Annotated in this window: 16 protein-coding genes; all 16 read left to right on the top strand. The window is 72.2% G+C overall.

Annotation, left to right across the window (positions count from 1 at the left end; all coding sequences use genetic code 11):
- Positions 1–40: 40 nt before the first annotated feature.
- The 16 genes from ABZ249_RS25365 (at position 41) to ABZ249_RS25290 (ending at position 12,859) form a co-directional block, all read left to right on the top strand.
- On the top strand, positions 41–697 hold the full coding sequence (locus ABZ249_RS25365) for a DUF4355 domain-containing protein (RefSeq protein ID WP_355267545.1): 657 nt from the start codon (positions 41–43) through the stop codon (positions 695–697).
- 16 nt (positions 698–713) lie between these two features.
- A complete protein-coding gene (locus ABZ249_RS25360) occupies positions 714–1,118 on the top strand; it encodes a head decoration protein (protein WP_355267542.1) in 405 nt (134 codons plus the stop codon).
- A 2-nt stretch (positions 1,119–1,120) separates the two neighbouring features.
- Positions 1,121–2,143 carry a major capsid protein gene (locus ABZ249_RS25355; protein WP_355267539.1) on the top strand — a complete coding sequence of 341 codons (1,023 nt, stop codon included), beginning with the start codon at positions 1,121–1,123 and terminating at the stop codon, positions 2,141–2,143.
- Positions 2,144–2,152: 9 nt separating this feature from the next.
- The gene (locus ABZ249_RS25350) at positions 2,153–2,587 is read left to right on the top strand and encodes a hypothetical protein (protein WP_355267537.1); all 435 of its coding nucleotides are present in this window, start codon (positions 2,153–2,155) and stop codon (positions 2,585–2,587) included.
- 9 nt (positions 2,588–2,596) lie between these two features.
- Positions 2,597–2,998, top strand: a complete 402-nt coding sequence (locus tag ABZ249_RS25345) for a Gp19/Gp15/Gp42 family protein (RefSeq protein ID WP_355267534.1) — start codon at positions 2,597–2,599, stop codon at positions 2,996–2,998.
- Positions 2,999–3,002: 4 nt separating this feature from the next.
- Positions 3,003–3,413 (top strand): hypothetical protein, encoded by a 411-nt coding sequence (locus tag ABZ249_RS25340; protein ID WP_355267531.1) that lies wholly within the window; start codon positions 3,003–3,005, stop codon positions 3,411–3,413.
- Positions 3,410–3,613, top strand: coding sequence for a hypothetical protein (locus ABZ249_RS25335; protein ID WP_355267528.1), 204 nt, complete (start codon positions 3,410–3,412; stop codon positions 3,611–3,613). Before ABZ249_RS25340 ends, ABZ249_RS25335 begins: the two co-directional genes overlap by 4 nt.
- Before the next feature lie 17 nt (positions 3,614–3,630).
- Positions 3,631–3,933, top strand: a complete 303-nt coding sequence (locus ABZ249_RS25330) for a hypothetical protein (protein WP_355267525.1) — start codon at positions 3,631–3,633, stop codon at positions 3,931–3,933.
- On the top strand, positions 3,926–4,336 hold the full coding sequence (locus ABZ249_RS25325; RefSeq protein ID WP_355267522.1) for a hypothetical protein: 411 nt from the start codon (positions 3,926–3,928) through the stop codon (positions 4,334–4,336). Before ABZ249_RS25330 ends, ABZ249_RS25325 begins: the two co-directional genes overlap by 8 nt.
- A gap of 76 nt (positions 4,337–4,412) precedes the next feature.
- Positions 4,413–4,970: a hypothetical protein gene (locus ABZ249_RS25320; protein ID WP_355267519.1), complete on the top strand. Its 558-nt coding sequence runs from the start codon at positions 4,413–4,415 to the stop codon at positions 4,968–4,970.
- Positions 4,971–5,063: 93 nt separating this feature from the next.
- Positions 5,064–5,495 (top strand): hypothetical protein, encoded by a 432-nt coding sequence (locus ABZ249_RS25315; RefSeq protein WP_355267516.1) that lies wholly within the window; start codon positions 5,064–5,066, stop codon positions 5,493–5,495.
- A gap of 50 nt (positions 5,496–5,545) precedes the next feature.
- A complete protein-coding gene (locus tag ABZ249_RS25310) occupies positions 5,546–5,884 on the top strand; it encodes a hypothetical protein (protein WP_355267513.1) in 339 nt (112 codons plus the stop codon).
- A gap of 23 nt (positions 5,885–5,907) precedes the next feature.
- Complete coding sequence (locus ABZ249_RS25305; protein ID WP_355267510.1) at positions 5,908–8,574, top strand: hypothetical protein; 2,667 nt, start codon at positions 5,908–5,910, stop codon at positions 8,572–8,574.
- A gap of 15 nt (positions 8,575–8,589) precedes the next feature.
- Positions 8,590–8,943: a hypothetical protein gene (locus ABZ249_RS25300; protein WP_355267507.1), complete on the top strand. Its 354-nt coding sequence runs from the start codon at positions 8,590–8,592 to the stop codon at positions 8,941–8,943.
- 15 nt (positions 8,944–8,958) lie between these two features.
- On the top strand, positions 8,959–10,617 hold the full coding sequence (locus ABZ249_RS25295; protein ID WP_355267504.1) for a hypothetical protein: 1,659 nt from the start codon (positions 8,959–8,961) through the stop codon (positions 10,615–10,617).
- Positions 10,604–12,859: a hypothetical protein gene (locus ABZ249_RS25290; protein WP_355267501.1), complete on the top strand. Its 2,256-nt coding sequence runs from the start codon at positions 10,604–10,606 to the stop codon at positions 12,857–12,859. The genes ABZ249_RS25295 and ABZ249_RS25290 overlap by 14 nt, the downstream gene beginning before the upstream one ends.
- The last annotated feature ends 2 nt before the right edge of the window (positions 12,860–12,861 follow it).

Genomic DNA, 12,861 nt, shown 5'->3' with positions numbered 1-12,861 from the left:
CAAGGGCGGAATGCCGACGGGCTCACGGAAGAAGGACATTATGCACGCTGACCTGCCCACACACCCCACCACCGGACTCCGCGCCATCGGCGTCCTGCCCTCCGGCCGCCCCGTGTGGCCGGTCCTGGGCGGGAGCGGCGAAGGCGAGGGAGGCGCTGGCGAGGGCGGCCAGGGAGGTGGAGACGGCGGCCAGAACGGGGCCGGTGCGGGCGACCGCACCTTCAACCAGGCCGACGTCGACCGGATCGTCCAGCAGCGGCTCGCCCGCGAACGCGAGCAGTACGCCGACTACGAAGACGTGAAGGCCAAGGCCGCCGAGCTCGACAAGCTCCGCGAGGCCGAGAAGACCGACCTGGAGAAGCTCCAGGGCCAGTACGAGGAACTCCTCGGGAAGAACGCCCGCACCGAGCAGGCGCTGCGCATCACCCGCGCAGCCGCCAAGCACGGGCTGAGCGAAGAGGCCGCCGCCTTCCTGCACGGCGAGACCGACGCAGAGGTCGACGCCGCCGCGGCGAAGCTGGCCGCCCTCACCAACCCCGCCGGAGGCGCCGGCGGCGGGACCAACAACGGCGACGGCCAGCCCCCCGGCGGCCGCCGCCCCGACCCCTCCCAGGGCCGCGGGTCCTCCGGAGAGGGGGCCACCTCCATGGCCGCGGGCCGCCAGCGGTACCGCGACCGCCACACCAAGACCACCTGACCAAGGAGAGAGTCCCATGGATCTCAGCCTTAAGGTCGAGGGCTACGCCGATGACGACGCCACCTGGCTGGGGTCCTCGCACGGCACGTCCTCCGGCCGCAGCGCCACGCTCGACCTGACCGCGTTCACCGAGGCCACCCACTACCCGGACGGGTACCTGCCCTCCGGGCTGCCGCTCGGCCGCATCATGGCCAGCGGCCTGTACGGCCCCTACGACGCCGCCGCCACCGACGGCACCGAAGTCCTCGCCGGGTTCCTGCTGACCGCGTGCACCGCGACCCCGCGCGACGGCGCCACCACCACCGTCGTCGGCGCCCTGCTCGACCACGGCCGCGTCAAGGTCGCCAACCTGCCCGTCGCGTTCACGCCGCCCACCACCGCGGCGAACAACGCCACCACGATCGTCTTCTGGGAGGTCTGACCGTGGAACTCACCACCGAATACGCGACCCCGGCGGAGCTGACCGGGTTCGCCCGGGAGTCCGTCGCGGACCGGGAGGTCAACCGGCCGTCCCTGGCCCGCTGGCTCCCCTACCGGTCCATCCCCGACCTCCAGTTCCGGTTCACCCGGGGCGCCTCGGAGCTGACCCAGGCGGCCGCGTACCGGGCCTACGACGCGGAGACCCGCATCGGCAAGCGGCCCGGAATCCAGTCCGTCACCGGCGATCTGCCGCCCCTGGGCGAGAAGCTCCGCATGACGGAGTACCAGCAGCTCCGCCAGCGCAACATGCCCGACGCCATCACCGACCAGGTGTACGACGACGCCCGCCGCCTCGTCGCGAAGATCATCGCCCGCCTGGAGCTGGCCCGCGCCGACGCCCTCGTCAACGGCGTCGTCACCATCGCCGAGGACGACGTCGAAGCCACCATCGACTTCGGCCGGGACCCGTCCCACGAGGTGACCGCGGCCACCGCATGGACCAACCCGGCCGCGCCGATCCTGGACGACCTCCAGGCGTGGACGCAGGCCTACGTGGACGCCAACGGAACCGAGCCCGGCGCCATCGTCACCTCGCGCCGGGTGGCCAGCCTGATGATGGCCAACGAGCAGCTCCGCGGCCAGGTGTCCGGCACCTCCGCGGCGCTGGTCACCCTGGACCAGATCAACGCGATCCTGGCCAGCCTGGGCCTGCCCCCGGTGGAACGGTACGACGCCCAGTTCGTCGACCCGTCCGGGGTCACCCGCCGGGCTATCCCCGACGACCGGTTCCTGATGCTGCCGGAGGCCGTCGACCCCATGGGCGAGTCCAGGCTGGGGGCGACCCTGCTCGGCCAGACCCTGGAGTCGGAGGAGCCCGACTACGCGCTCCAGCCCGCCGAGCAGCCCGGCATCGTCGTCGGCAACTTCAAGACCCGCGACCCGATCGGGCTGTGGACGCACGCCGCGGCGATCGGCATCCCCATCATGGCCAACCCCGACGCGACGTTCGTCGCGGACGTCGCGTAGGAGGCGCTGATGAACCGCCGTATCAGCAGGTACGTGCATGTCGCCGGTCTCCGCCTGGAGCCCGGCGACATGCCGTCCCCGGCCATCGCCGACCAGGTCACCAACCCGAAGGCGTGGGGCGACGCAGTGGAGGCCGCCGAGATGCCTGTGCGGCGCCCGGCGGGCCCCGCCCCCACCCGCGACCCGGGCACTGACCCGGAGCAGGAGGGCGACGGCGCCCCGCGCGAGGAGGACACCGACCCGGAGGAGACCGTCGAGGACGACGCCCAGGGCGACGACTCCGAGGGTCACGGGGAGGAGGTGCCCCAGCGGCCGGCGGAGAACGCCTCCACCGACGCCTGGCGCGCCTACATCCTCGCGACCGTGGACGTCTCCGAGGCCGAGCTGGAGGGCAAGTCCCGGGCCGACCTCATCGCCATGGACGCCGAGGCCGTCGAGGACTAGGGGGTCAGCATGGCGATCGCCACCGTGGACGACGTGCGGGACCGGTTCGACCGGGACCTCACCGACGAGGAGGAGCGACTCGCCCAGACCCTGCTCGACGACGCCGAGACGAAGATCCGCCGCCGCATCCGCAACCTCACGCAGCGGGCGGCGGCGGACCCCGACTTCCGGGCCGCCGTCATCATGGTCGAGGCCAACGCCGTCCTCCGCGTCCTGAGGAACCCCGAAGGCTACAGGCAGGAGGCCGAAGGCAACTACAGCTACAGCCTCAACGCGGCCGTGGCCTCCGGCCACCTCTTCATCATGGATTCGGAGTGGGCCGACCTCGGCGTCGGCCGGGGAGCCTTCACCGTCGCCCCGAAGATCCGCCGCCCTCGCCGCGGCATCACCCGCACCTGGGACGGGTGGTGACCCCGTGGCCCTGATCGACCGTGGCGAGCAGGTCCTGGACATCTACCCGGAGACCACCACCACCGACGACCTCGGCAACGTGATCGTCGGCCCGGCCGAGGAGCCCGTGCGGGTGTCGCTCACCGTCCAGCCGGTCACCTCCGACGAGCTGTCCGCCGTCGGCCAGGACCTGCTCACCACGTACCGGGCCATCGGACGCACCGCCCCGCTGGGCGCCTGGGCGCGGGTCCGGTGGGTGTCGGACGGCGGCACCTGGTGGGACGTCATCGGCCGCCCCCGCTGGTACCGGCAGTCCCCCAGGACCGCGCACTTCGACGCGATCCTGCGCGAACGCAAGGACCCGCCCACCCCAGGCCAGGCCCGGGTCCGGCTCGTGGGCGGGGTGCCCGCCGGGCCCATCGAGGAGGCCCCGTGAGGTTCGCCCTGCACCTGCTCGGCACCGAGGTCCTGGCCGTCGAGTTCGCGTCGGCCGCCGACCTCCGCCAGGAGGCAGAGCAGCAGGACGAGCCGGAGCTGGGGCCGCCGTTCGGGTTCTCCGGCGGGTCCGGTGGGCTCTTCGAGCAGGCCTACCCGGACCCCGACGACGCACTGCCCACGCCCCGCCGCGTGGACTGAGAAGAAAGGGGAGCACCGTGGCCACCGTCTACCGCAACGCTGAACGGGCCGCCGCCCACGAGGCCCACCCCGGCACGATCGCGCACGCCGAACGCCTGGAGGCCATCGCCTCCCAGGTGCTCGCTGCCCGCCGCGAGGAGGGCGATTCCTACACCGAGGTCACCCGCGGCCGCCGGGCGGATGCGTTCGTCGCCCTGGTCGACCCCGGCCCGGACGGCAACGCCCTCGCCATCGAGATGGGCCGCTCCCCGGGCGCGGAGCACGGCGCCACCCAGGGCGTGTACGCGCTGCACGCCGCCATGGGAGCGCGCGGTGGCTAGGCTTCCGCGCGCGAACGCGCTCCTGCTCGGCATCCTGCGCGCCTCGACGCCGCCCACCGGGCTGGTCCTCGGGTCGCGCATCCCCAACACCCTGCCCGCCCGGTATCTGATGGCCTGCCGCGCCGGCGGGTCCTCGGTCCACCCCGAGGCCCTGGACCTGATCGTCGCGAACGTCCAGACCTGGGCGCCCGACGACACCACCGCCGAGGCCGACGCCCAGTGGGCCCGCGACGCCCTGTACCGGGCCTCCCGCACCCCGCAGGTCATCGTCCCCGGGGTCGGCTACCTCAGCTTCTTCGACGAGTCGCAGGCGCCGGTGGACATCTCCGACGACACCGGTGACCACGGCGTGTACCGGTACTCGGCGACGTACACCCTCAGCGCCCGCCCCGTCGCGAGCTGACCCCTACCGGCGTCCTCAGGGCGCGCAGGTCCGCACCGTCCCTATCCACCTGTGCCCCTGAGGAGGCGCACCACCCATGCCGATCAACAACGACAGCCTGGTCATCCCCGGCGAGGGCCACTTCTACTTCGACCCGACCGGCACCGCGACCAAGCCCACCGACCCACGCGCCCCCGGCGCCACCCTGCCGGAGGTCGGCCACACCACCCGCGAATCCCCGCTGACCATCACCCGCGAGGGCGGCGAGCGCACCACCCACGCGACGTGGCAGAACTCCGCCGCCCGCGAGTCGGTCGCGCCGATCAACTACCGGCTCCAGTTCACGCCGCTGCAGTGGGACGAACTCACCTACCAGCTGTACTTCGGGCAGGGCAACACGATCGACGCTGACTACTTCGGCGTCCCGAAGTCCACTGCCGTGCCGACCCAGGGGCGCCTGTACATCCGGGTGGACGACGGCAACGCCTTCGCGGACTTCTGGCTGCCGCTCGTGTCGATCCTCGGCGAGGGCAACGTCGAGCTGGACCCGGAGAACCTGTCCGGGTTCCCGCTCGGCGCCGCGGTGCTCGGCCACAGCGACTTCGACAACCTCTTCGAGATCGGCCGCAAGCGCACGGCGAACACCACCCCGTGAGAGCCCCCGGCGCGCGGGACGCGGACCCCCGCGCGCCGGGCCCACACCACTAGGTCCGCACCCACCCACCCGACGACGGAAGGTCCGCACCTCATGTCCGACATCGACCTGTCCCACTACCAGGACTCGAAGAACGCGACCACCACGGTGACCATGCCCGACGGCACCGTGTACGAGCTGAAGCCGATCATGCAGCTCGGCCCGGAGGGCGACGAGGTCCTCCTGGAGGTCGTGGAGGCCCTGTCCGACTTCATGGGCGCCGCCCCGGCGGACAAGGGGCCGCGGGGCCCCAAGGGCGGCAAGTCCAAGTCGCCGGCCAAGAAGACCAAGGCGACCGACCAGATCATGGACATGAAGGCCGTCATCAAGCTGATGGGGCCGCTCCACAAGCTGCTGGTCGCGGCTGCCCCCACCCCGAAGGCCGCCGAGCAGATCGGTGCGCTGCCGCTCATGGCCCGCTTCGAGATCATCATGGGCTACGTGCAGGACCAGGACCTGGGGGGGCTCTTCCCCTCCGGGAGCTGATCCGCGACCACGGAGGGGCGATCTACGCGGACCTGCTCCGCTACTACCAGGTGGACCTGACCGAGGTGTGCCAGGGCCGCGGCCCTCGGCCCACCCTGGTCCTCACCCTGGTGGAGCACCTGCCCACCGACTCGGCGTTCGCCGCGTCGACCGCTGCCGAGAAGACCAACAGCGAGATCTCGGACTGGCGGCGCTGGCAGTCCTCGGTGAACCTCAGCCTGCTCATCGCCGAGCTGATCGACTTCACCCGCGAACAGACCAGCGCCCACGTCGGCAAGAAGTACAAGTTCGACCCGCACGAGCGCCCCGGCCAGAAGAAGGCCGCGCGGGTGCTCACGGTCGCGCAGATCAACAAGATGGCGGGCGCCCACGAGGACGACCCCGCCTGACCAGGTGAGGGGGTGTCGCCCCCGTGCCTGGACCCGGTGGGCCCACAGTCGGCCGTGTCAACATCCGCGTCGCACCCGACACGTCGAAATTTAGGCGTGAGCTGGGGCAGGCGCTGGAGACGCTGGAGCGCACCCTCACCGTCAACATCCCCACGAGGATCGACACCAAGCGGGTCGCGCGGGACGCCGCCCGGGTCAAAGCCGACGTCGAACGTCAGCTCGGCGACATCCGGGTCGGCGTCGACATCGACTCCGGGACCGCGTCCAGCCAGCTCGCCGCCCTGACCCGGGACCGCACTGCCGAGGTCGACGTCGACATCAACCGGGCCTCCCTGGCCCGGGCCCGCGCCGCTATTGAGGGACTCGCCACCGGCCTGGGACGGCTGACCGCTGGGTCCGCCGGGATCGGCGCCATCACCGGTGGCCTGTCCGCCCTCGCCGCGGGGGCGGCCGCCGCAGTCGTGCCCCTGGTACAGCTCGGCACCGCCCTTGCCCCGGCGGTGGGCATCCTCACCACCCTGCCCGCCATCGCGGCCACCGGGGCCGCCGCGCTGGCGCCGCTGCTCATCGCGTTCCAGGGGATGGGCGACGCCCTGTCCGCTGCCCTGGCCGGTGACCTGGAGGCCATGGAGGAGGCCCTGGAAGGGCTGGCCCCGTCGGCCGCCGCGTTCGTGCGGCAGGTCGCGACCCTGTCCCCGCAGCTCGCGCTCCTCCGAGAACAGGTCCAAGAGGGGTTCTTCGCCCCCCTGGTTGACGGTGTGTCCGAGCTGGGCACCTACCTGCTGCCGTTGCTGGGCCAGGGGCTCCACCAGGTGTCCATGGAGCTCGGCGAGTCCGCCGCCGGACTGCTCGACTTCCTCTCCCACCGCCGCAACGCCCAGGCCCTGTCCGAGGTCTTCGACTCCACCGCCCGCAGCCTGGAGAACTCCCGCGGCACCATGCCCGCGCTCATCGCCGGGCTGCGCGAACTCACCCTGGTCGGTCTCCCCTTCGTCGAACGGTTCGCGGGCGGGCTGCGCGAGTCCGCGACCGAGTTCGCGAACTGGGCGACCGCGGCCGCCGAGTCCGGGCGGGCCACTGAGTGGATCGAGGGCGCCCTCGGCGTTTTCGAGCAACTCGGGGACATCGCCTCCAATGTCGGCGGCATCCTCGGCTCGATCTTCTCCGCGGCCGGTGACGGCGGGGTCCTCACCACCCTGGAACAGCTCACCGGCGCGCTCGACGACTTCTTCGCCAGCGCTGAGGGGTCCGAGGCCTTGGAGGGCCTGTTCGAGGGCCTGTCCTCCGTCGGTACCGCCCTGGCCCCGGTGCTCACTGCCCTGGCCGGGGCGATCGGCCAACTGGCCCCGCCGATCGGCCGCCTGGCTGAGGCCTTCGGGCCGATCCTCACCAGGGCGATCGAGGGGCTCACCCCCGCTCTGACCGCCCTGGAGCCCGGGTTGATGGCCGTCCTGGACGGACTGGGTGAGGCCGTTGACGCCCTCGTCGACAGCGGTGCCCTGGAGTCCATGGGTGAGGCCCTGTCTGAGGTGCTCACCGCGGTGTCCCCGCTGCTGCCCGTCCTAGGCGAGCTGGCCGGGGTGCTCGCCGGGGCCCTAGCCGAAGCACTCGTCGCCCTGGCGCCCGGGCTGGAGATCCTCGCTACGGAGCTGGCGGACACGATCGGCCCCATGCTCCCCGAGCTGTCCCGCAGCTTCGGGGACCTGGTCGAGGCGATCGCGCCGCTGATTCCGCCGCTGGTTGAGGCGCTCATCCCCGGTCTGGAGCTGCTGCCGCCGATCATCGATCTCCTCGTCGCGAACTTCGATGCCTGGTCGACCACGATCACGGACATCACCCCGCAGCTGATCGTCATCATCGGGTGGATCGGCACCCTCGGAACCTGGATCGTCCGCCTGGCCGGATGGGTTCTGGGCCTGCTGTCCACATGGGTGCGCTGGGCGGGGGAGACCTCGCAGTCGCTGCGGGACGCCCTGCGGGAGTCCACGGAGCGGATCGCGGAGTTCGCCCGCAACACCCGCGCCGCCTTCACCAACCTGCTGGACAGGGTGCGGTCGATCTGGACGTCCATCCGGATCGCGATCACCGCAGCCGCAGCGGCCGCCCGCGACGCCGTGATTGCCGCCTTCAGGCGATTGGTGTCCGGAGCAGTAGAGCGGATCCGGGCTCTGGGCACCGCGGCCAGGGGCATGCGCACCCTGCTCGTCGCAGCGGTTTCCGGATTCGGGTCCCTGCTCTACCAGGCTGGCAGGAACGTCATCATCGGCCTTCAGAACGGCATCGTCAGCAAGCTGTACGACCTGCGCAACACCATGTCGGCCGTGGCTGGCCAGGTCCGCGGCGCGCTCCCGTTCAGCCCCGCGAAGTACGGGCCGCTGCGCGACAACCCGCCGGACGTCGCTGGCGAGACCATCGCGAAGATGGTCGCCGACGGGCTGGAGCGCGGCCGCCGCATCGTCGCCCAGGCCGCCGGAGACATGGCCGGAGGCGCCGTCATCGAGGTGTCGTCCAGCCCCTGGACCGCCAGCGACGAGCCCGCCGCCCAGGTCGGATCCCGCGTCCAGGCTGAGCTGCTCATGCGGCTGCTGGAGGCGATTCGCGAGATGCGAGGCGACACCGTCCTCAAGGTCGACAGCCAGGAGATCGCCCGTGCGGTTCACCGCGGTAACCGCCAACTCGAACGACGATAGATGGGAGGCGCCGCGATGGCGTTCACCAACCTCGCCCTCAACCCCGCCGCCACGGCGGGGGCCGGGGCCGCGACCATGTGCAGCCTGCACACTGCCGCACCCGACGGCACCGGCTCCAACGAACTGGTGGGCACGGGCTACGCCCGCCAGCCGGTCACCTGGGGGACCGCATCCAACGGCACCGTGACGGCGACCACCGACCCGGAATTCGTGGTCCCCGGTGGCCAGTGGGTGCGGTGGGTCGGCCTGTGGACCTCCGGCGGAGCGTGGGTCGGCGGCATCGAGCTGGCCACCCAGGTGGAGTACCCCGCGGATGGCACCTACACCGTCAGCCCACTACGGGTGATCGCGGCCAACCCCACCGCGTAGAAAGGGGGGGGCTCCATGGCTGTGATCTGGCAGAACACCCTTGATGGGCCAAACGCCACTCCGATCACCGTCGCCAACAGCGCCGCCTACGGCAACGCCCTCGACGACGTCACCGCGCCGGTCGCCTACTCCACCGGGTGGGCGGCCGCCGGGTCCTCCTCCGCGCTGCTCGGGAACGGGGCCGGCACGAAGGGCACCCTGTGGGCCGCGTTCGCGACCCAGCCATCCTGGTCGGTGCGCGTCTACGCCAACATCTCGGCGAGCTCCACGCTCTCGGTGTATGCCCTGGACACCCTCGTCCACATCGACGCCGCTTTCGGGATCTACGAGCTGGGCACCACCGACGTCTCCTCTCTCGCCGCGGACCTGGTGGGCCAGCCCATCCGCATTGAGGTCGCGAGGGTTGGAACCACGACCACGTACCGGGTGTGGTGGACGAGCCTGCACAGCACCGGGGCCCCAGACCACCAGCACGCCGAGACCGGCGCAATGGCCGCGTTCGACTTCCTCGGCTTCGAGGGCGGGCACGACTCGCCCGCGTGGGTAGACGAGATCGCGGTCGCCCAGGGCGAGTGGATCGGCCCTGCGGTCACGCCACAAGAAGAAGTCGGAGCTGCCATCGGCACCATCACTCTGCGCGGCGAAGCGGACGGGTACGCCTCCGGGCTCACCCCCGCTGAGGGGCACCTGGTCCTGCGCGGTGAAGCGGACGGGTGGGCCGCTCAGCAGGGCGGCGCCCAGGGCGGCATCGTCCTGCGGGGTGAGGCCGACGGGCTGGCCGGCGCCAGCGTCGCCACCGGCACCCCGGTCCGGGACATGTGGCTCGGCCCGCTCGGCCTCCTCCACCGGATGGCGGAGCGCGCCGACTGGCAGCGCACCCCCGAGCTGGGCGTGGAGACGCACACCTCCCTGCACGGGAGGGTGACCGCATCCCGGGCCCAGTGGACCCCGCGCACCACCACCCTCACCTGGGACCGTCTCCTGCCGGTGGACGCCCGGGCGCTCCAGGAGATGGCACTGTCCCCGGCCCGCGCCGACCCGACCATCGCCGTGGTGGACCCGGACGCCGCCGCCACCAACCTCCTCACCCCGGAGCAGTCCCGCGGCCGCCCGCTGATCGGGGCTGGGGCCGCTGCGCTGGAGGACCTCTACCGGCTCACCGGCCCCGGGTCCCTGGCCACCGGCACCGCCGCTGGGGTCCGGTACGCGGTCCTCACCGGCGGGGCGTCCGGCACGGACATCACCTGGCTGCACCCCTACTACGGGGACCGGGGGTGGCCGGTCATGCCCGGCTGGCCCGTATATTTCACCGTCACGGACATCCCCGGCGGCCCCGGCGCCCACCTGTCCGGGCGCCTGTGGTTGACCTTCCACGACTGGAGCGGCGCCGTCATCTCCTCCGCGGCCGGGCTGGTGGGCACCGGCGCCTGCGAGGCGGACGCACCGGCGGGGGCGGCCACCGTCACCCCGCACCTGCTGCTGTCCTCCGCCCCGAGCGGGCTCCGGCTCGTCGGCCTGGGCCGCCTCACCTACGCACCCCAGGACGTGGGCCCCGTCCCGCTCGGCAACGGCACCCCCGCCTACGCGGTGGAGCGTTTCACCGACACCCCGGAACTGCCCTGGTACACCACGGCCCTCACATTGCGGGAGGTGAGAGCGTATGCGGCCCGGTAGCTCCGAGCTGGTCGACGCCCTCCAGGCGGGGGAGCGCGTCTACGATGTGCAGGTCCGCCTCGGCGGCCGCGACGTCAGCGACGAGGTCACCGCCTGGTCCATCGACCGCGGCTCCGACACGTCCCTCCCGGAGCAGGTCGCCACCCCCACCGGGTCCTCGGCCGCCCGCGCGCAGATCACCCTGGCCGGAGACGGCCAGCAGACCGCGGCCGCCCGGTACAGCCCGTGGGCGCCCCGCGCCACCGCCGACATCGCCCGCCCGGGCCAGTCCTGCGTGGTGGAGTGGGGGCTCGCCCAGGGGCGCATGCAGGCCCTGCGCGGCCGCGTCACCCGCATCGACGCCACCAGCGCCGATGGCACCGCCCCGCTGACCGCCCTGGACGGTGCCGAGCGGTTGCGCGGCCGGGCGTGGCTGCCGCCGGCCACCGTGTCCGGCACCGGCGATGGGGCCCGGATCCAGGTGCAGTGGGTGGTGGACCACCTGCTCCGCTCGGCCGGGATCTACACCAGCCCGCCGCCACGCGACGGGTCGATCTTCTTCGCCAGCCTCAACGGGTCGCGCGAGGCGAACCTGGGGATGCGGATCGACCAGTCCGGCAGCGTCGGCTACTACCCGGCCCGGTCCCCGTGGACCGCGGGCCCCGCCGGGTCCAGCACCAACCCCTACGCCCCGTGGTCGGCGACGTGGGCCCCGCAGAAACGCGTCCTGTCCCAGGCCAACCAGCTCCTGGTGGAGTGGTGGTTCTACCGGGAACACACCGGCGACAACCCCACCACCCAGACCCAGCTCGTGTTCGCCGACCGGCCCGCCACCGGCGACTCCGGAACCCGGGTGTTCACCACCATCACCATGTCGTACAACCCCGCCACTCGGCAGATGCGCGCCGAGGTCGACGGCGGTGCCATGACGTGGACACTCCCGGCCACCGTCAACCAGGCCGGCCGGTTCAAGATCGCGTTCCTCGTCGGCCTCACGACCACCTCGGCGCCGGTCACGGTCCGCGGCTGGCTCTACCAGCCCAACGGCAACCTGTACGCGTCCACCACCTACGGGGACGCGACCCCGTCCTGGTCGCTGCTGGAGACCATCCGCGCTGACGCCACCGGCCCCATGGAATGCCTCAACGTGTCCGTGGTGTCCGGGACCGTGCCGGTCGTCCAGCCATGGGAACGCGGCGCCCAGGTGGACCTGATCGCTTCGGGTGGCGCGTCCTTCGGCCTGTCCTACTACGCGCTGCGGGTCCTGCCGGAGGTCACCGGCAGCGTCTGGGACACGCTGAAACAGATCGTCGCCGACAACCTGGGCTACATGTGGTTCGACGAGGACGGGCTCCTGCGGGTGCGCAGGTACGACTACATCAACCCGAACTTCCCGCCTCCGGCACCCGACCTCACCGTCACCGCGGCCCGTGAGATCGCCGACATCACCGTCGGGGAGGAGATCGGCAGCGTCGCCAACGAGATCGAAGTCGGGTGGTCCGGGTACCTTCAGCCCAGCGCCCAGCAGTCCGAGCTGTACAACTACAGCTCGGTGATCACCCTCAACCCCGGGGCCACCGTCGAGCTGCGGTTCGACTTCCCCGGCCGCCCGTGGAACCTTCGGCCCCCGATGATCTTCGCCGGGACCGCCATCCCGTCGGGCAGCTCCCAGGGGTCCCTCGTCAAATGGATCACCAGCACCGGCGCCAGGGCACCCGTCGAGATCGAACTGGACTGGTCCACCGGGTGGCCGGTGATCCGGTTCACCAACCGCGGATCCAACCCGGCCTACTCGGCGCTCACCACCGCGCTCAACACCCCGTCGCTGCGGCTCGCGCACGCCGAGATCACCCAGCCCCGCCAGCAGCCCGTCGGCCGCCGCAACCTCGACTCCATCGCCAAGTACGGCATCCAGTCCCTGGAGATCGGCGCCAGCGCGTGGGTGCAGAACGCCGTGTGGGCCGACCAGATCGGCCTGGCGCTGGTCGCCTGGACCGCGTGGCCCGTGCCCCTCACCGGCCTCGTGGACATCCTCCCCGACCCGCGCATCCAGATCGGCGACGTCGTCCACATCATCGACCGCACCGGCACCCGCATCGACGGCATCTACCGCGTGCTCGGCTACACCGTCCGCGGCACCGGCCCCCAGGTGCGGATGACCCTGGACGTGCGCCCGCTCACCCGCCCCGCCCAGCCGGAGGACGCCAGCCTCACCATGGAGCCCGTCCTGGACCCGGCCGTCTACCCGCCCCTGTCCGGATAGGA

This window comes from Nocardiopsis sp. NPDC006139, from assembly GCF_040614155.1.
Lineage (GTDB): Bacteria > Actinomycetota > Actinomycetes > Streptosporangiales > Streptosporangiaceae > Nocardiopsis > Nocardiopsis changdeensis.
Note: the sequence above shows the minus strand (reverse complement) of the source record. Positions and strands in the feature narration are given on the sequence as shown.

Coding starts and splice junctions, on each gene's coding strand:
- ABZ249_RS25300 (WP_355267507.1), top strand. CDS start 8,590: ATGGCGTTCACCAACCTCGCCCTCAACCCCGCCGCCACGGCGGGGGCC.
- ABZ249_RS25295 (WP_355267504.1), top strand. CDS start 8,959: ATGGCTGTGATCTGGCAGAACACCCTTGATGGGCCAAACGCCACTCCG.
- ABZ249_RS25320 (WP_355267519.1), top strand. CDS start 4,413: ATGCCGATCAACAACGACAGCCTGGTCATCCCCGGCGAGGGCCACTTC.
- ABZ249_RS25290 (WP_355267501.1), top strand. CDS start 10,604: ATGCGGCCCGGTAGCTCCGAGCTGGTCGACGCCCTCCAGGCGGGGGAG.
- ABZ249_RS25350 (WP_355267537.1), top strand. CDS start 2,153: ATGAACCGCCGTATCAGCAGGTACGTGCATGTCGCCGGTCTCCGCCTG.
- ABZ249_RS25365 (WP_355267545.1), top strand. CDS start 41: ATGCACGCTGACCTGCCCACACACCCCACCACCGGACTCCGCGCCATC.
- ABZ249_RS25360 (WP_355267542.1), top strand. CDS start 714: ATGGATCTCAGCCTTAAGGTCGAGGGCTACGCCGATGACGACGCCACC.
- ABZ249_RS25315 (WP_355267516.1), top strand. CDS start 5,064: ATGTCCGACATCGACCTGTCCCACTACCAGGACTCGAAGAACGCGACC.
- ABZ249_RS25345 (WP_355267534.1), top strand. CDS start 2,597: ATGGCGATCGCCACCGTGGACGACGTGCGGGACCGGTTCGACCGGGAC.